We start from the raw sequence: 17,190 nt of genomic DNA on the forward strand, positions 1-17,190 counted from the left end.
GACTGGGCTTAACCTCGCGTCCGTCGATACGCATCGACGGAGCGGCGCGAGGAGGTGGCCGGTGGTCGCGTTCACGAGCAAAGACGTGGCCCGGCTCGCCGGGGTCTCCCAGAGCACGGTCTCCTACGTGATGAGCGGCAAGCGCCCGATCTCCGAGGAGACCCGCCGCCGGGTGCTGGACGCGATCGACCGCCTCACCTACGAACCCAACGCCGGGGCGCGTGCGCTGGCCAGCCAGCGGACGAACGTCGTCGGGCTGGTCGTCCCGTTCGGACGCGGGGTCGACACCACCGGACTGCTCCCGTTCATCGAGACGATCGCCGGCGCGGCCCGGGCCAGGGACCACGACGTCCTGCTCGTCACCACCGACGAGGGTTCCGCGGGCATCCGGCGGCTCGCCGGACGGTCGCTGTGCGACGCGATCATCCTGATGGACCTGCACGCCACCGACGACGAGCGGCTGCCGGTCGCCGCGAGCGTCCGCACGCCGGTGATCCTGATCGGCGTCCCCGAGGATCCGCACGGCCTGCACTGCGTCGACCTCGACTTCGGACAGGCCGCCCGGCTCGCGGTGGACGAGCTGGCCGCGACCGGCCACGACCGCCTGGTGCTGGTCGGCCATCCGGGGGAGATCATCGAACGCGACCTCAACTACGTCCGGCGCTTCTACGACGCTGCCCGGGTCGCCGCCGCCGGCCACGGCCTGCCGCTGGAGGTCGTGGCGCCGGTGGAGTGGGGCCGGGCCGCCGCGGGCGAGACCGCCGACCGGCTCGCCACCCGGGTGGCCGGCCGGCTCGGCGTGATCATCCCGGCGTCGAACACCGTCCAGCCGGTCGTCCACGCGCTCACCGCGCGCGGCGTGGTCCCCGGCCGGGACCTCTCGGTGATCGGTCTGCTCACCGACGCCGCGGCGGCCGAAGCCGAGCCGCCGATCACCAACGTCTCCCTCGAACCCCGGGACGTCTCCCGGCGCGCGATGGAGACCCTGTTCCGCCTGCTCGAACAGCCCGCGGAGGCACCTCGTCCCCCGCGGGTCGACCTGGTCGCCCCCCAACTCACCCGTCGGCAGACGGTGATGCCCGCGCCGTAGCACGCGGGGAGGTCACCGTCCTTACGCACGCCGCTCATCGATACGCATCGACGATCCCCCGGGAAAGGACCGCACATGGATCAGCGTCGATCGATGTTCCGCACCGCAGCCGCTCTGGCGCTGGTGCTTCCGCTCGCTCTCGCCGGCTGCGGCGGTGGCGGCGGCTCGTCCGGAGACTCCACGTCCTTACGAGTCCTCGACTACTACAACAACGACCCCGACAAGCCCGTCTACGACAGGGTGCTGAAGGCCTGCGCCGACGAGAACGGCCTGACGATCGAGCGGGAGGCGGTGCCCGGCGACACGTTGATCGCCAAGGTGCTGCAGCAGAGCTCGTCCCGGACGCTGCCGGACGTCCTCATGCTCGACAACCCCGACCTGCAGCAGATCGCGGCGACCGGTGCGCTCTCCCCGCTGTCCGACTACAACCTGAACGCCGACGGGTACGTGCCCGGCGTCGTCGCCGCGTCGACCTACGAGGACAAGCTCTACGGTCTGCAGCCGGTCACGAACACGATCGGACTGTTCTACAACAAGGACATCCTGGCGAAAGCCGGCGTGAAGCCGCCGACGACCTGGGCCGAGCTCCGCACCGCCGCGAAGAAGCTGACCAAGGGCAAGCAATACGGCGTCGCGTTCTCCGCGCCGGCCAACTACGAGGGCACCTGGCAGTTCCTGCCGTTCATGTGGTCGAACGGCGGCGACGAGAAGAACATCGCGACACCGGAGACCGCCGCGGCGCTCCAGCTCTGGGTCGACCTGGTGAACGACGGCTCAGCGTCGAAGTCGGTGGTCAGCTGGACGCAGGCGGACGTCGCCGACCAGTTCCGGGCGGGCAATGCCGCGCTGATGGTGAACGGACCGTGGCAGTTCCCGCTGCTCAACGAGAACAAGGACCTGAACTACGACGTCGTCCCGATCCCGGCGCCGAAGGCGGGTGGCACCGCGGTCGCCCCGCTCGGTGGCGAGACCTGGACCGTCCCGAACACCGGCAACAAAGACAAGCAGAAGAACGCGGCGAAGATCGTCGCCTGCCTGAACTCGGACGAGAACCAGTTGCTGCTCGCCAAGGAGCGGCAGACCGTGCCGACGAAGTCGGCGCTGCAGGCGAAGTTCGTCGCCGATCAGCCGACGATGGCCGCGTTCAGCAAGCTCGTCGAGGACGCCAGGGCCCGCACCGGTGAGCTCGGTGAGGACTGGCCGAAGGCAGCCACCAAGATCTACACGGCCGTCCAGTCAGCGCTGACCGGCGGGGCGCCCCCGCTGAAGGCGCTGCAGGACGCCCAGAATGGCTGATCTACGCCGCCGGCACCGGGCACTGGAAATCCTGTTCCTGGTGCCGGCGGTGGCCTACCTCGTGCTGTTCTTCGGCTACCCGGTGGTCAAGAACGTCGTGATGGGCTTCCAGAAGTACACGACGTCGACGTTCTACACCGGCGAGGCGCCCTGGGTGGGGCTCGCGAACTACAGCGCGGTGATCGGCTCCGCGGTGTTCGACAAGGCGGTGCTCAACACCGCGCTGTTCACCGCGGGGTCGATCGCCGGGCAGTTCGTGCTCGGCCTGGCGATCGCGGTGTACTTCCGGCGCCGGTTCCCGCTGTCGGGCCTGCTGCGCTCGTTGCTGTTGCTGCCCTGGCTGATCCCGCTGATCGTGGCCAGCGCGGTGTGGCGCTGGATCCTCGACCAGGACAACGGGGTCCTGAACCGGGTTCTCCCCACCGATCCGGGCTGGCTGACCAGCACGTCGCTGGCGCTGATCGCCTGCATCATCGTCAACATCTGGATCGGCATCCCGTTCAACGCGACGATCCTCTACGGCGGGCTGCAGGACATCCCCACCGATCTCTACGAGGCCGCCGCGCTGGACGGCGCCACGGGCTGGCGGGCGTTCCGCTACGTCACCTGGCCGCTGCTGCGGCCCGTGGTCAACGTCGTCCTGGTGCTCGGGCTGGTCTACACGATCAAGGTGCTCGACCTGATCCTGGGCCTGACCCGGGGCGGCCCGGCCAACGCGACCCAGACGCTCGCGACGCAGTCGTACCACCTGTCGTTCGTGGAGTTCGACTTCGGACAGGGCGCCGCACTCGGCAACATCCTGATCGCGGTGTCGCTGGTGTTCGCCTTTCTCTACCTGCGCGCCGCCCGGAGGGAAGCATGAAGTCCTGGGGATGGACCGCCGGCGGCATCCTGATCCTCGCCGTCGTCCTGTTCCCGATCTACTGGATGGTCAACGTCTCGCTGCAGCCGTCCAGCGGCGCGGTCGAGACGCCGTGGGTCCCGGTCGACCTCGACTTCAGCGGGTACGCGAAAGCGATCCGCGACCAGGGCGGCCACCTGATGACCAGCCTGATCATCTCGCTCGGCAGCGTGGTGTTCAGCCTGCTGATCGCCGCGCCCGCCGCGTACGCGCTGGCACACCTGCGGATCCGCTGGGCCGGCGCAGTGCTGCTCGGCGTCCTGCTCAGCCAGATGGTGCCCGGCATCGTCGTCGCCAACGCGCTCTACAGCGCGTACAACGACCTCGGCCTGCTCAACTCGATCGGCGGCCTGATCCTCGCCGATTCCAGCACCGGCATCCCGTTCGCGATGCTGATCCTGCGCGCGTTCATGGGCGCGCTGCCCCGCGAAGTGATCGAGGCGGCGTGGGTCGACGGCGCCGGCCCGCTGCGCACGTTCCGCTCGATCGTGCTGCCGATGAGCCGGAACGCGCTGGTCACCGCCGCGCTCTTCACGTTCCTGTTCACCTGGGGCGACTTCCTGTTCGCGCTGACGCTCACCACGACCGAGGACGTCCGGCCGGTGACGCTCGGCCTCTACACGTACATCGGAACGTTCGTCGAGGACTGGAGTTCGGTGATGGCCACCGCGGTCCTGGCGTCGATCCCCGCGGTCGTGCTGCTCGCAGTGGCGCAGCGGTACGTCGCGGCAGGCACCACCGCAGGCTCTCTCAAGTAGGAGGAACCGTTGAACGCACTGGAAGTGCGCTTCCAGCACGAGGTGCTCAGGATCGAACCGTGGGGCGCGGACAGCGTCCGGGTCCGTTCCGCGCGGGAGGCGATTCCGTCGTCAGACGTGGGGGCGCTGACCGACCCGCCGCCGTCCGGTCCCGTCACGATCGACGGCGGGAAGCTGGTCAACGGCGAGCTGACCGTTCTCGTGGACATCCCGGAAGGCGACGGGTTCCCCTTTCCGGTGGTGCGATTCGTACGGACGTCGACCGGCGAGGAGTTGCTGGCCGAGGAGCGTGAGCACTTCTGGTGGCCGGGTGCGCGGGTCTTCTACGGCAACCGGTCCGGCGCCGGTGAGGTGCACCAGCAGTTCAAGGCGTACCCGGGCGAGCGGCTCTACGGGATGGGCCAGCGCACCCACGGCCGCCTCGACCACAAGGGACTCGCGCTCGACCTGGTGCAGCGCAACGCCGAGGTGTCGATCCCGTTCGTGCTGAGCAACCGCGGCTACGGCTTCCTGTGGAACAACCCGGCGGTCGGGCGGGTGGAGTTCGCCGACAACGTCACCCGCTGGACGGCGTCCCAGGCGCGCGGGATCGACTACTGGATGACGGCCGGGTCGCCGGCCGCGATCTTGGCCCGATACGCGGACGCCACCGGGCACGCGCCGCGGCTGCCGTCGTGGGCGTCCGGGTTCTGGCAGTGCAAGCTGCGCTACCGGAACCAGGAGGAGCTGCTGTCCGTGGCGCGGGAGCACAAGCGCCGGGGCCTCCCGCTGGAGGTGATCGTCACCGACTTCTTCCACTGGACCGCGATGGGCGACTACAAGTTCGACCCCGCCGAGTACCCGGACCCGGCGGCGATGATGGCCGAGCTCTCCGACCTGGGCGTCCGGCTGATGGTCTCGATCTGGCCGACGATCTCGCCGCTCTCGGAGAACTACGAGACGCTGCGCGACGGCGGGATGCTGGTCGGCACCGACCAGGGGGCCGAGTTCCACGCCACGATCCGCGACAAGGGCATGGCCGTGCCGATGCCGATCGCGTTCCACGACCCGACGAACCCACGGACCCGGGAGTTCCTCTGGTCGGTCGCCAAGAAGAACTACTTCGACCTGGGCGTCCGGGTCTGGTGGCTGGACGCCTGCGAGCCGGAGCTGAACCCGGGCCACCCGGCGAACCTGGCGTTTCACGCCGGGCCGGGCGCGGAGGTCGCGAACATCTACCCGCGGGAGACCGCGCGGATGTTCGCCGAGGGGATGGCTGCCGCCGGTGACCCGGAAACCGTGCTGCTGTGCCGCTCCGCCTGGGCGGGTTCGCAGAAGTACTCGGCGGCGGTCTGGTCGGGTGACATCCCGGCCACCTGGGAATCGCTGCGCCGCCAGGTGCGGGCCGGGCTGTCGATCGCGATCGCCGGCATTCCGTGGTGGACCACCGACATCGGTGGCTTCCACGGCGGCGACGCGTCCGACGAGGACTTCCGCGAGCTGATCGTCCGGTGGTTCCAGTACGGGGCGTTCTGTCCGCTGTTCCGGCTGCACGGCAACCGCGAGCCACGGATGTCGACCGGCTGGGACATGACCGGCGGCCCGAACGAGGTGTGGGCGTTCGGGGACACCGCGTACCCGATCATCAAATCGGTGATGGAGATGCGGGAACGGCTGCGGCCGTACCTGCATCAACAGCTTGATCGAGCGGCGTCCGAGGGGCTTCCGGCCATGCGGCCGCTCTTCGTCGATTTTCCGGACGACGAACAGGCCTGGGACGTCGACGACCAGCTGATGTTCGGGCCCGACGTGCTGGTCGCACCCGTCCTGGAAGCCGGCGCCCGTGCGCGGAGCGTGTACCTGCCGCGCGGATCGCGGTGGACGCACGTCTGGAGCGGGCAGGTTCTCGAGGGCGGCACCACGATCGAGGCCGACGCTCCCCTGCACGAGATCCCGGTCTACCTCCGCGACGGAGCGGTTGTCCCCGTGGCCGGCTGAGGTTTTTGCGGGGCTGTGGATAACCGAGGTCGCGGCCCCGCGGGATTCGAGGATGGCGGCACCCGATCGCCGAGAGGTGGGTGCCGCCCCGATGAGCAAGCCGCGCCGCGCACGGAGCCTGGCCGCGTACGAGAGGCACGCCGAGCGTCACGCCGCGCTCGTCGCCCGACGAACCGGGGACCCCCGATTCGCCCAGCGGACGATCCTCGCCGACGGCTCCGAGTGCGTGACGCTGCCTCCGCACGTCGGCGGACTCTTCTCCGACCAGCGTGAACGCTTCCGGGCGAAGTTCGGACGTGACATCGAGCCCGGGGATCCCGTGTTCTTCGATCCGGAGGCCGACACCCCCGTTCCCTATCCTCCGGAAAAGCTCAACGCGGCGCTGCTCGCCGCAGCTGAGAAGTCCGGCGACGAACTGACGATCGCTCTGGTGCGGGCGGCGGTCGAGGTCGGCTACTTCATCACCGACGAGAACGAGCACCTGTACTCCGTGCAGGAGATCGATGCTTACGAGGCCGCGGTCTCCCGGTACTTGGACGCCGGGCCCGAGGCGGAGTACTACGCGGAAGCCATCGACGAGCTGTACGACATCGTCTCCGCCCTGGTCGACGGTGACGCTGACACCGCGGCAGCACGCGCCATCCTCGACCTACCCCGGCGCGTCTCGTACGAGGAGGACGAGGACGCCGCCGAGGCCGCGTACCTCGCGGTCCTGCGGTGCACGCTGATCCTGCTGTTCGCCGCCTCGCGAGCCGGGATCGACGAAGTGGAGCTGCAAGCCGCCACCGCGTGGGTCAGCGACACCTTCGGTTGCGAGTACGCCCAGCGGGCCGCGGTGGTGGCAATCCCCCTGTGCCGGACGAAGGATCCGGCTGCGCAGCAGGAGCTCTTCGGTAAGTCCGGCGAACTGACCGTGGGAGACCTGCTCGACCTGCTGGGGGACGAGTCCGCGCCCGCGATGATCTGGCTGGTGGCCGGGCTCGTGGCCACTGTCGGGGACGGGGACGTGAACTGGCTCCGGCACGTGGTCCACGAGGCGCTGGACGACGAGGACTTCTGAGGACCGTCAGGGAGTAGCGGCGGGGAGGATCAGGCGGGGCAGGCCGTGGGGGCGGGACCGCGGTTTCCACTCGCGGGGGTAGCCGAGCGAAACCTCCTGGAACGGCACCCCGTCGACGACGTCCCGCAGCGGGATGTGCAGGTGCCCGTAGACCGCCACCGCCGCCCGGTACCGCAGGTGCCAGTCGGCGGTGAGCGTCGTTCCGCACCACTGGGCGAACTCGGGGTACCGCAGTCGCTTGGTCGGCGTCGGGTGCAGGGGCCAGTGCGACACCAGCACGGTCCGCTGATCCTCCGGCAGCTCGGCGTCGAGCCGGGCCCGGGTGTGCTCCACCCGGGCGCGGCACCACTCCGCACGGCTGGGAAACGGGTCCGGGTGCAGCAGCGCCTCGTCGGTGGCCACGATCCCGGCGTCGTAGGCCTGCGCCAGCGCCTGCTCGGCGGTGAGGCCCTCGGCCCGGAACGAGTAGTCGTAGAGCGTGAACAGCGACGCGACCGTGATCGGCTCCGCGCCGCCGTCCCACGTCGGGTACGGATCCTCCGGGGTCAGTACACCGAGCGCGCGGCACATCTCCACCAGCGCGTCGTACTTCGTTGCTCCGCGCAGCGCGTCCGGGTCCTTGGGCGACGTCCACAGCTCGTGGTTGCCGGGTGCCCAGATCACCGTGGAGAACGAGAGCGTCAGCACCTTGAGCGTCCAGGCGACGTGCTCCAGCCGCTCGGCGACGTCCCCGGCGACGATCAGCCAGTCGTCCTCGGCGAGAGGACGCAGCGACCGGACGACGTCCCTGTTCTCCTTGTATCCGACGTGCAGGTCGCTGACGGCGAGCAGGTTCCCCATTTCACCTATCGTGCCCGAGGCTGACGAGGTAAGTGGACCCACGTAGGCGAGCCATAGCCGGCCCGAACGGGTCCGCTCCCGCTACGCGACGACGATCACTTCGAGGGTGCGGGGGCCGTGGACGCCTTCGACGCGATTGAGCTCGATGTCGCTCGTCGCCGACGGGCCGCTAATCCAGGTCTGCGGACGCGTGGCGTCCAACCGCGCGACGGCGGCGGGTACGCCGTCGACAACGGTGTCGCCCAGGACGACACACAGGTGATAATCCGGCACCAGCGACAGCGCACGCCGCCCCTGGCCCGGCCCGGCGTCCAGCACGATCGTGCCGGTCGCGACGATCGTCACCGCGGACGAGGTGATCACCCCGTCCACGGTGTCCAGATCGTGCGGCCCGAGGTCCGCGGAGTCGGCGACGAACTCCACGCCGTCGACGGCCCCGAGCCACTCCTCCGGCAGCCCCGCCGGGGCGACCAGCCGCCGCACCCCGCGATCACGCAGCGCCGCGGCCACGGTGGCGGCAAGCCCCGCGGACGTGGTGCGGCGAACCGTCGCCTTGTAGTCCTCCAGCCGCTCGACGAGCAGATCCAGGTCGACCGGGCCGTCAACTCCCCCGGCGCCCCGGTAGTCGCGCGGCAGGCCCCCGGCGCCCCGCCCCGGGTGTTCGGCCACGGCCGCCCGGAGCCGGGCGAAGATCTCGTCCTTCGCGCTCGTCATGAGTGGTTCTTCTTCCACCAGGCCCGGAAGCTCTCCTTCGGTACGGTCGGTGCGTCCCTCGCCGACGTCCACTTGCCGACCAGCGGCCCGGGCAAGGCTCCGATGCGACCACTCCTGCCACCGAGCGGCGCCGACCCGGCCCAGCCCGCCTTCTGCGCCGCGGCCAGCCTCGACGGCTTCTCGAACACCCAGCCCAGCGCCTTCATCGCCAGCCGCTCGGCGGTCGGGAGCTTCTTCTCGCGCTTCGCGTCGACCGCCCCGGCTCGCAGGTGGACGAGCACCTCGGGGATGTCGATCCGCACCGGGCACGCCTCGAAACAGGCCCCGCATAGCGAGGACGCGTAGGGCAACGTCGTGTTGATCGAACCGTGGTCCCCGAACCCGGTGAGCATCGGCGACAGGATCGCGCCGATCGGCCCCGGGTACACCGACCCGTACGCGTGCCCGCCGACCCGCTCGTACACCGGGCACACGTTCAGGCACGCCGAGCACCGGATACAGCGCAGCGCCTGGCGTCCGATCTCGTCGGCGAGGACCCGCGTCCGACCGTTGTCGATCAGCACGACGTGCACGTTCGACGGGCCGTCGCCCTCGGTGACGCCGGTCCAGAACGAGGTGTACGGGTTCATCCGCTCCCCGGTGGACGACCGGGGCAGCAGCTGCAGGAACACCTCGAGGTCCTGCCAGGTCGGCAGCAGCTTCTCGATGCCGACGACCGAGATCAGCGTCTTCGGCAGCGTGACGCACATCCGGCCGTTGCCCTCGGACTCGACGACGCAGAGCGTGCCGGTGTCGGCGATCGCGAAGTTCGCGCCGGAGATCGCCACGGTGGCGTCGAGGAACTGCTCCCGCAGGTAGGTCCGCGCCGCACCCGCGAGATCCGCGGGGCTGTCGGACAGCTCCGGATCAACACCCGGGATCTCGCGGCGGAAGATCTCCCGGATCTCGGCCCGGTTGCGGTGGATCGCGGGCACCAGGATGTGCGAGGGCTGGTCGTGTCCGAGCTGGACGATCAGCTCGGCGAGGTCGGTCTCCCGCGCGGTGATCCCGGCGGCCTCCAGCACCTCGTTGAGCTCGATCTCCTGGGTGGCCATCGACTTGACCTTCAGCACGTGCTTCGCGCCGGCGTCCTGCACGAGCCCGGTGACGATCGAACCCGCCTCGGCGGCGTCCCGCGCCCAGTGCACGACGCCCCCGGCCGCCGTGAACGCTTCCTCGAACTGTTGGAGCAGCGCCGGCAGGTCGTAGAGGACCTGGTCCTTGATCGCGGCGCCGGCGAGGCGCAGCTCCTCCCAGTCGTCGAGCTCGCCGACCACGGCCGCGCGCTTGCCGCGGATCGTGCCGGTGGCCTTGCGCAGGTTCGCACGCTGCTGGTCGTTGCCGAGCGCGTTCCGGGCCTCGCCGGGGAACGGCCGACCGTGCAGGCGCCCCTGTCCGACCGGCGGCATACCGAGGAACGTAGTCACGAAACCACCCCGTACGGCTCGGACTCGGTGGACGCGAGGATCTCGGCCAGGTGCAGGGTGCCGACGCCGGTCCGCAGCCGGGACAGGCCGCCCCCGATGTGCATCAGGCACGAGTTGTCGCCCGCCGCGCAGATCTCGGCGCCGGTGTCGAGGACGTGCCGGACCTTGTCGGCCAGCATCGCGGTCGAGGTCTCGGCGTTCTTCAGCGCGAACGTCCCGCCGAACCCGCAGCACTCCTCGGCACCGCCGAGCTCGAGCAACTCCAGCCCGCGGACGTTACGCAGCAGCCGCAGCGGCTTGTCGTCGACGTGCAGCATCCGCAGCGAGTGGCAGGTCGGGTGGTAGGTGACGCGGTGCGGGAAGTACGCGCCGACGTCCTCGACCTTCGCGACGTCGATCAGGAACTCGCTCAGCTCGTACACCCGCGGCCGAATCGCTTCCACGTCGTCGGCGAACGAGGCGCTCCCCGACACCGCGGCGAGCCGCGGGTAGAAGTGCCGCACCATCCCGGCACACGACCCGGACGGTGCCACGACCGCGTCGTACTCACCGAACACGTCGACGAAGTTCCGGGCCAGCGGGATCGCCTCGCGCTGGTACCCGGTGTTGAAGTGCATCTGGCCGCAGCACGTCTGGGCCAGCGGGAAATCCACGGTGTGGCCGAGCCGCTCCAGCAGCCGTACCACCGCCTTCCCGGTGTCCGGGAAGATGGTGTCGTTGAAGCACGTCAAAAACAGGGCAACTCGCACTAATTCATACCTTAGCGATGCTCGAGGCCAGCCGGCCCGCGAGGCTGTCCCAGTCGATGCCGGGCCGGGGTTCGTAGCGAACTGTCGCCTGAGTGGCGGCGAGCAGGCGCCTGGCGTCCGACAGATCGGCGATCAGCCCGGCAGCACGGGCCTGCACGAGCACGTTGCCGAGCGCGGTCGCCTCGACCGGGCCGGCCACGACCGGCAGGCCGGTCGCGTCCGCGGTCAGCTGGCAGAGCAGCGCGTTGCGCGCTCCGCCACCCACGATGTGGACGACGTCGACGTCGTGCGACGCCAGGTCGGCGGCCTCCCGCAGCGTGCGGCGGAACGCCAGCGCCAAGCTGTCGAGGATGCAGCGGACGATCTCGTCGGGCGCGCTCGGCACCGGCTGACCGGTCTCCGCGGCGTAGGCGGCGATCCGGCCCGGCATGTCACCCGGCGGGAGGAAGCGGGCATCGTCGACGTCGATCACCGTGCGACCCGCGGGGACCCCCGCCGCGTCCGCGAGCAGCGTCGGCAGATCGGCAGGCAAACCTGAGCGCTCCCACCACCGCACCGACTCCTGCAGCAGCCAGAGACCCATCACGTTCCGCAGGTACCGGACCGTGCCGTCGATCCCGGCTTCGTTGGTGAAGTTGGCTTCCCGGCTCGCCGACGAGAGCACCGGGCGGTCGAGCTCCAGCCCGGCCAGGCCCCACGTTCCGCACGAGATGTACGCGAAGCGGTCGCCCACCGCGGGGACGCCGATCACCGCGGAAGCGGTGTCGTGCGACGCCACGGCAACGACCGGGGCGTCGAACCCGACCTCGGTGGCCACGTCCTCCCGGAGCCCGCCGAGCGACTCCCCCGGCTGCCGGAGCGCCGGTAGGAGCTCGGGACGCAGGCCCAGCGACGAGGCCAGCGCGGTGTCCCACGTCCGGGTATGGACGTCGAGCAGCTGGGTGGTGGACGCGTTGGTGACCTCCGCGCCGCGCGCCCCGGTGAGCCAGTACCCGATCAGGTCCGGCACCAGCAGCAGGTCGTGAGCGGCCCGGTACGCCGCCGTGTCGCGCGCGGCGACCAGCTGGTAGATCGTGTTGAACGGCAGGATCTGCAGGCCGGTCCGCTGGTAGAGCGCGTCCGGCCCCAGTCGACGATTGATCTCCTCGGCGACGCCCTCGGTCCGCTCGTCCCGGTAGTGCACCGGGGGCCCGAGCAGCGCGCCGGCGTCGTCCAGCAGGCCGTAGTCGACAGCCCACGAGTCGACGCCGATCGACGTCGGAACGCCGTGGTCGCGGCCGAGGAACCGCAGGCCGCGCAGGATCTCGGCGTACAGGCCGGCGACGTTCCAGTGCAGCGTCCCGGCCAGGCGCACCGGCTCGTTGACGAACCGGTGCCCCTCGGTCAGCTCCAGTGTCTCCGGCCCGACCCGGCCGGCCACGACGCGTCCGGAGGACGCGCCGAGGTCGACCGCTGCGAACAGTGACGTCATCGCAAGAACGCTGCCGCGACGCCTGCGTCGACCGGGACGTGCAGGCCGGTGGTGTGCGTCAGCTCGCCGCCGACCAGCGCGAACGCGGCGTTGGCGACGTGGTCGGGCAGGACCTCACGCTTGAGCAGCGTCCGCTGGGCGTAGAACTTGCCCAGGTCCTCCTCCGGCACGCCGTAGACGGCCGCCCGGGAGGCGCCCCAGCCACCGGCGAAGATGCCGGAGCCGCGGACCACGCCGTCGGGGTTGATGCCGTTGACCCGGATGCCGTGCTCACCCAGCTCGGCCGCGAGCAGCCGGACCTGGTGCGCCTGGTCGGCCTTGGCCGCGGAGTACGCGACGTTGTTCGGGCCGGCGAAGACCGAGTTCTTCGAGGAGATGTAGAGGATGTCGCCGCCCATCTTCTGGGCGGTCATCACCCGCGCGGCCTCCTTCGAGACCAGGAACGAGCCCTTGGCCAGGACGTCGTGGAGCAGGTCCCAGTCGGCCTCGGTGGTGTCGGCGAGTGGCTTGGAGATCGACAGGCCGGCGTTGTTGACGACCAGGTCCACACCGCCGAACGCGAGCGCGGCGGCGTCGAAGGCGGCCTTGACGCCCGCGGCGTCGGTGACGTTCGCCGCGACGCCGACGGCCACATCGGACGAGCCCAGCTCGGCCGCGGCGGCGTTCGCCTTCTCCAGATCCAGATCCGCGATGACGACACACGCGCCCTCGGCGGCGAACCGGGCCGCGATCGCCTTGCCGATGCCGCTCGCCGCGCCGGTGACCAGCGCGACCCTGCCGACCAGCGCCTTGGGCTTCGGCATCCGCTGGAGCTTGGCCTCCTCGAGGGCCCAGTACTCGATGCGGAACTTCTCCGACTCGGCGATCGGCGCGTACGTGGAGATCGCCTCGGCGCCACGCATGACGTTGATCGCGTTGACGTAGAACTCACCGGCGACGCGGGCGGTCTGCTTGTTCGCGCCGAAGCTGAACATGCCCACACCCGGCACCAGGACGATCGCCGGGTCGGCGCCACGGAGGGCAGGCGAGTCCGGCGTCGCGTGCCGGTCGTAGTAGGCCTGGTACTCCTCGCGGTATTCCGCGTGCAGCTCGGAGAGCCGCGCCACGATCTCCTCGACGCTTGCCGTACTCGGAAGATCGACGACCAGCGGACGGACCTTCGTGCGCAGGAAGTGGTCCGGGCAGGACGTGCCGAGCGCGGCCAGCGGCGCCAGCTTCTCCCGGGACAGGAAGTCGAGCACGACGTCGCTGTCGGTGTAGTGCCCGACCTGCGGCTTGTCCGTGGACGCCAGGCCGCGGATCACCGGGGCCAGCGCCGCGGCCTTCGCGTGGCGCTGGTTCTCCGGCAGCGGCGAGAACCCATCCACCACGGCCCCGAACGGCTCGGCCGCACCGCGGGTGGCGATGAACTTCTCCGCGGTGCGGATGATCTCCAGCGAGCGGGCCTCGCACTCCTCGGCGGTCGCGCCCCAGGCGGTGATGCCGTGCCCGCCGAGGATGCAGCCGATCGCCTGCGGGTGCGCTTCCTTCACCGCGGCGATGTCCAGTCCGAGCTGGAAGCCCGGGCGACGCCACGGGATCCAGACGACCTTGTCGCCGAAGCACTCCTTGGTCAGCGCCTCACCGTCGGCGGCGGTCGCCAGCGCGATGCCCGAGTCCGGGTGCAGGTGGTCGACGTGCGCGGCGTCCACCAGGCCGTGCATCGCGGTGTCGATCGACGGCGCGGCACCCCCGCGGCCGTGCAGGCAGTAGTCGAACGCGGCGACCATCTCGTCCTCGCGCTCGACGCCCGGGTAGACGTCGACGAGTCCGTGCAGCCGGTCCAGGCGCAGCACGGCCAGACCGGACTCCTTCAGCGTGCCCAGGTCACCGCCGGAGCCCTTCACCCACAGCAGCTCGACCGGCCCACCGGTGACCGGGTCGATCTCAGTGCCCTTCGCGGACGTGTTCCCGCCGGCGTAGTTGGTGTTGCGCGGGTCGGCGCCCAGTCGATTGGATCGCGCCAGCAGCGCGGCGACTGTCTCGCTCGTCATTACGGAGTCCTTCGCGGTCGATCGGTAGCGACTCGGGTGTGTACCGGCTCGGGCGGGGGTTCCTGGCCGGCCCGCCCGAGCCGGGGTCTGAAAGGGGTCAGGCTCCCCAACCGGCCTGGGTCCCACCGACGCGCTCGGCGACGATCTTCTCGGCGTAACCGGACCGCTTGTAGGCCCCCATCGGGTCCGGGTCCAGCCCCTTCTCCTCGCGCAGCGAAGCCAGCAGCGGCCGCACGTCGGTGTTGTAGGCGTCCATGAAGACCGCGTTCGCACCGAGCACGTCACCCTCGGCCTGGGCCGCGGCGAGCGCCTCCCGGTCGACGAGTAGCGCCTTGGCGGTGGCTTCCTGGACGTTCATCACCGAGCGGATCTGGCCGGGGATCTTCGGCTCGATGTTGTGGCACTGGTCGAGCATGAACGCGATCTCGTCCAGCGCGCCGTGCTCGCGGTCGAAGCCGCCGCCGCGCAGCACCTCGAACAGGATCCGGAACAGCTGGAACGGGTCCGCCGCACCGACCATCAGGTCGTCGTCGGCGTAGAAGCGGGAGTTGAAGTCGAACGCGCCGAGCTTGTTCGCCCGCAGCAGGAACGCGACGATGAACTCGATGTTGGTCGACGGGGCGTGGTGCCCGGTGTCGACGCAGACCACGGCCTTCTCACCGAGCGCCAGCGTGTGCGCGTAGGCGGTGCCCCAGTCCGGCACGTCGGTGGCGTAGAACGCCGGCTCGAACAGCTTGTACTCCAGCAGCATCCGCTGGTCGTCACCGAGCCGCGCGTACACCTCCGCCAGTGCGGTGGCCAGGCGGTCCTGCCGGGCGCGGATGTCGTCCTGGCCCGGGTAGTTGATGCCGTCGGAGAACCACAGCTTCAGGTCACGGGAGCCGGTCTGGTCCATGACATCGACGCACTCGAGCAGGTGATCGGTCGCCTTGCGCCGCACGCGCGGGTCCGGGTTCGTGACGCTACCGAGCATGTAGTCGTCGTCCTGGAACACGTTCGAGTTGATCGTGCCGATCGCGACGCCGAGGTCCTTGGCGTGGCGGGCCAGGTCGGCGTAGTCGTCGACCTTGTCCCACGGGATGTGCAGCGCGACGGTCGGGGCGGCACCGGTGTACTTGTGCACCTGGGCGGCGTCGGCGATCTTCTCGTACGGGTCGCGCGGGACGCCGGCCTGGGCGAACACCTTGAACCGGGTCCCCGAGTTGCCGAACGCCCAGGAAGGCAGCTCGATGTGCTGGCTGTTGAGTACTTCGGTCACTCGGGACATGGTGTTTCTTTCAGTCGAGGTGGAAAACTTCGGGGACGACCAGGAAGCCCTCATCGGGGCGGCGGCCCTCGAGGCCGATGAAGAACGGGCCCATCTCGGCCTGCCAGCGGGCGTTCACGTCCTCGCCGGCCATACCGGCCAACCCCGCTTCGTAGTCCTCGGTCTCCAGGTAACCGATCAGGAGGCCGTCGTCCTTGAGGAACAACGAGTAGTTGGTCCAGCCGTGCTTCGACAGCGCGGCCAGCATCTCGGGCCAGACCGCGGCGTGCCGCTCGCGATACTCGTCCAGACGTTCCGGGTCAACCTGACCCAGAAGACAAACGCGCTGCATGTTTTGTCCTTGGTTTGAAGCTGGAGCCCGCTGAGGGCCTCGCTGCCGATCCGGGGCGACGACGCCGCGTATAGGTGACACTCAAGTTGTCGCGCCGGCTCGGCAGCGTGGCCCTCAGCGGGCCGTGCACTACTAGAAGTTGAACTGGTCGATGTTGGCGGCTTCGAACACCTGGGGCGGGCCGAGCAGGATCGCGCCGTCCTTGCCGATCGTGTACTCGCCGAGCTCGCCGGCCTTGAACTTCTCGCCTTCCTTACCGGTGATCTGCCCGGAGGACAGCGCAGCGGCGGCGTAGGCGCAGAGGTAACCGAGCTTGGCCGGGTCCCACAGCTCGAACTGCTTGACCGTGCCGTCCTTGACGTACTGACGCATCTGGTTCGGCGTGCCCAGACCGGTCAGCGCGACCTTGCCCTTGTACGGCGAGCCCGACAGGTAACGCGCCGCCGCGGCGATACCGACCGTGGTCGGCGAAATGATGCCCTTCAGGTCCGGGTAGGCCTGGAGCAGACCCTGGGTCTCCTGGAAGGACTTCTGGTCGTCGTCGTTGCCGTAGGCGACCTTCACCAGCTCCATGCCCGGGTACTTCTTGAGCTCGTCCTTCATGAACTCGATCCAGGCGTTCTGGTTCGTCGCGTTCGGCGTCGCGGACAGGATCGCGATCTTGCCCTTCTCGCCGATCTGCTTCGCCAGCAGCTGCACCTCGGTGCGGCCGAGCGCCTCGGGGTCGGCCTGGTTCACGAACGCGTCGCGGCCGGCGACCGCGGCGTCCGAGTCGAACGTGACGACCTTGACGCCACGCTGACGGGCCTGGGTCAGCGCCGGGACGACCGCGTTCGCGTCGTTGGCGGAGACGCAGATGCCGTCCTGGCCCTGCTGGGTCAGCGTGTTGATGTACTGAACCTGCGAGGAGGCGCTCGCGTCCGACGGACCGACCTCCTTGTAGGTGCCCTTGAACTCCTTGACCGCCTTCTCGCCGCCCTTGTCGGCGACGGTGAAGTACGGGTTGTTCACCTGCTTGGGCAGGAAGGCGATCTTCAGCCCCTCCTTGAGGGGAGCGTCCGGGTTCGCCGAGGCCGAGGACGCCGGGCCGGCGGCCGAGTCGTCGTTGGAGTCCTTGGTGGTGCCACCGCAGGCGGCCGCGGCGAGCGTCACCGCGACGAGCGCGGCGGAGAACGCGACGGCTCTCCGTGCACGGAGCAACATCATTGTTGAGGCCTTTCGGACAGTGTGGCGGGGG

Annotated in this window: 15 protein-coding genes; 6 read left to right on the top strand and 9 right to left on the bottom strand. The window is 69.9% G+C overall.

Features of this window, described 5'->3' with window-relative positions:
* Window positions 1–61: 61 nt before the first annotated feature.
* From BUB75_RS26375 to BUB75_RS26400, 6 genes are all read left to right on the top strand, one after another.
* Window positions 62–1,090: a LacI family DNA-binding transcriptional regulator gene (locus BUB75_RS26375; RefSeq protein ID WP_073260497.1), complete on the top strand. Its 1,029-nt coding sequence runs from the start codon at window positions 62–64 to the stop codon at window positions 1,088–1,090.
* Window positions 1,091–1,165: 75 nt separating this feature from the next.
* Complete coding sequence (locus tag BUB75_RS26380; protein WP_073260498.1) at window positions 1,166–2,386, top strand: sugar ABC transporter substrate-binding protein; 1,221 nt, start codon at window positions 1,166–1,168, stop codon at window positions 2,384–2,386.
* Window positions 2,379–3,248: a carbohydrate ABC transporter permease gene (locus BUB75_RS26385; RefSeq protein WP_073260499.1), complete on the top strand. Its 870-nt coding sequence runs from the start codon at window positions 2,379–2,381 to the stop codon at window positions 3,246–3,248. The genes BUB75_RS26380 and BUB75_RS26385 overlap by 8 nt, the downstream gene beginning before the upstream one ends.
* Window positions 3,245–4,045: a carbohydrate ABC transporter permease gene (locus BUB75_RS26390; RefSeq protein ID WP_073260500.1), complete on the top strand. Its 801-nt coding sequence runs from the start codon at window positions 3,245–3,247 to the stop codon at window positions 4,043–4,045. The genes BUB75_RS26385 and BUB75_RS26390 overlap by 4 nt, the downstream gene beginning before the upstream one ends.
* Before the next feature lie 9 nt (window positions 4,046–4,054).
* Window positions 4,055–6,022: a glycoside hydrolase family 31 protein gene (locus tag BUB75_RS26395; RefSeq protein WP_073260501.1), complete on the top strand. Its 1,968-nt coding sequence runs from the start codon at window positions 4,055–4,057 to the stop codon at window positions 6,020–6,022.
* A gap of 91 nt (window positions 6,023–6,113) precedes the next feature.
* Complete coding sequence (locus tag BUB75_RS26400; protein WP_143175411.1) at window positions 6,114–7,082, top strand: hypothetical protein; 969 nt, start codon at window positions 6,114–6,116, stop codon at window positions 7,080–7,082.
* 6 nt (window positions 7,083–7,088) lie between these two features.
* Here the strand turns inward: BUB75_RS26400 and BUB75_RS26405 are convergent, their stop codons facing one another.
* The 9 genes from BUB75_RS26405 to rhaS form a co-directional block, all read right to left on the bottom strand.
* A complete protein-coding gene (locus tag BUB75_RS26405) occupies window positions 7,089–7,922 on the bottom strand; it encodes a metallophosphoesterase family protein (protein WP_073260503.1) in 834 nt (277 codons plus the stop codon).
* 81 nt (window positions 7,923–8,003) lie between these two features.
* Window positions 8,004–8,636 (bottom strand): LutC/YkgG family protein, encoded by a 633-nt coding sequence (locus BUB75_RS26410; RefSeq protein ID WP_073260504.1) that lies wholly within the window; start codon window positions 8,634–8,636, stop codon window positions 8,004–8,006.
* Window positions 8,633–10,102: a LutB/LldF family L-lactate oxidation iron-sulfur protein gene (locus BUB75_RS26415; protein WP_073260505.1), complete on the bottom strand. Its 1,470-nt coding sequence runs from the start codon at window positions 10,100–10,102 to the stop codon at window positions 8,633–8,635. The genes BUB75_RS26410 and BUB75_RS26415 overlap by 4 nt, the downstream gene beginning before the upstream one ends.
* The gene (locus BUB75_RS26420) at window positions 10,099–10,851 is read right to left on the bottom strand and encodes a (Fe-S)-binding protein (RefSeq protein WP_073260506.1); all 753 of its coding nucleotides are present in this window, start codon (window positions 10,849–10,851) and stop codon (window positions 10,099–10,101) included. The genes BUB75_RS26415 and BUB75_RS26420 overlap by 4 nt, the downstream gene beginning before the upstream one ends.
* 4 nt (window positions 10,852–10,855) lie before the next feature.
* Window positions 10,856–12,322 carry a rhamnulokinase gene (locus tag BUB75_RS26425; RefSeq protein WP_073260507.1) on the bottom strand — a complete coding sequence of 489 codons (1,467 nt, stop codon included), beginning with the start codon at window positions 12,320–12,322 and terminating at the stop codon, window positions 10,856–10,858.
* A complete protein-coding gene (locus BUB75_RS26430) occupies window positions 12,319–14,355 on the bottom strand; it encodes a bifunctional rhamnulose-1-phosphate aldolase/short-chain dehydrogenase (RefSeq protein WP_073260508.1) in 2,037 nt (678 codons plus the stop codon). Before BUB75_RS26430 ends, BUB75_RS26425 begins: the two co-directional genes overlap by 4 nt.
* 97 nt (window positions 14,356–14,452) lie before the next feature.
* Window positions 14,453–15,613 (bottom strand): L-rhamnose isomerase, encoded by a 1,161-nt coding sequence (gene rhaI / locus BUB75_RS26435; RefSeq protein ID WP_218617771.1) that lies wholly within the window; start codon window positions 15,611–15,613, stop codon window positions 14,453–14,455.
* 19 nt (window positions 15,614–15,632) lie between these two features.
* Entirely contained in the window at window positions 15,633–15,953 is a 321-nt protein-coding gene (locus tag BUB75_RS26440; protein ID WP_073260510.1) for an L-rhamnose mutarotase, read from the bottom strand.
* A 132-nt stretch (window positions 15,954–16,085) separates the two neighbouring features.
* Window positions 16,086–17,156, bottom strand: coding sequence for a rhamnose ABC transporter substrate-binding protein (gene rhaS, locus BUB75_RS26445; RefSeq protein WP_084741786.1), 1,071 nt, complete (start codon window positions 17,154–17,156; stop codon window positions 16,086–16,088).
* Between the last annotated feature and the right edge of the window lie 34 nt (window positions 17,157–17,190).

Origin of the sequence: Cryptosporangium aurantiacum (genome assembly GCF_900143005.1) — a bacterium.
Lineage (GTDB): Bacteria > Actinomycetota > Actinomycetes > Mycobacteriales > Cryptosporangiaceae > Cryptosporangium > Cryptosporangium aurantiacum.

What these genes read in the sequence shown, in the direction of transcription:
- BUB75_RS26380 (WP_073260498.1), top strand. Translation starts at nt 1,166, where the DNA reads ATGGATCAGCGTCGATCGATGTTCCGCACCGCAGCCGCTCTGGCGCTG.
- BUB75_RS26385 (WP_073260499.1), top strand. Translation starts at nt 2,379, where the DNA reads ATGGCTGATCTACGCCGCCGGCACCGGGCACTGGAAATCCTGTTCCTG.
- BUB75_RS26390 (WP_073260500.1), top strand. Translation starts at nt 3,245, where the DNA reads ATGAAGTCCTGGGGATGGACCGCCGGCGGCATCCTGATCCTCGCCGTC.
- BUB75_RS26400 (WP_143175411.1), top strand. Translation starts at nt 6,114, where the DNA reads ATGAGCAAGCCGCGCCGCGCACGGAGCCTGGCCGCGTACGAGAGGCAC.
- BUB75_RS26405 (WP_073260503.1), bottom strand. Translation starts at nt 7,922, where the DNA reads ATGGGGAACCTGCTCGCCGTCAGCGACCTGCACGTCGGATACAAGGAG.
- BUB75_RS26410 (WP_073260504.1), bottom strand. Translation starts at nt 8,636, where the DNA reads ATGACGAGCGCGAAGGACGAGATCTTCGCCCGGCTCCGGGCGGCCGTG.
- BUB75_RS26425 (WP_073260507.1), bottom strand. Translation starts at nt 12,322, where the DNA reads ATGACGTCACTGTTCGCAGCGGTCGACCTCGGCGCGTCCTCCGGACGC.
- BUB75_RS26430 (WP_073260508.1), bottom strand. Translation starts at nt 14,355, where the DNA reads ATGACGAGCGAGACAGTCGCCGCGCTGCTGGCGCGATCCAATCGACTG.
- BUB75_RS26440 (WP_073260510.1), bottom strand. Translation starts at nt 15,953, where the DNA reads ATGCAGCGCGTTTGTCTTCTGGGTCAGGTTGACCCGGAACGTCTGGAC.
- rhaS (WP_084741786.1), bottom strand. Translation starts at nt 17,156, where the DNA reads ATGTTGCTCCGTGCACGGAGAGCCGTCGCGTTCTCCGCCGCGCTCGTC.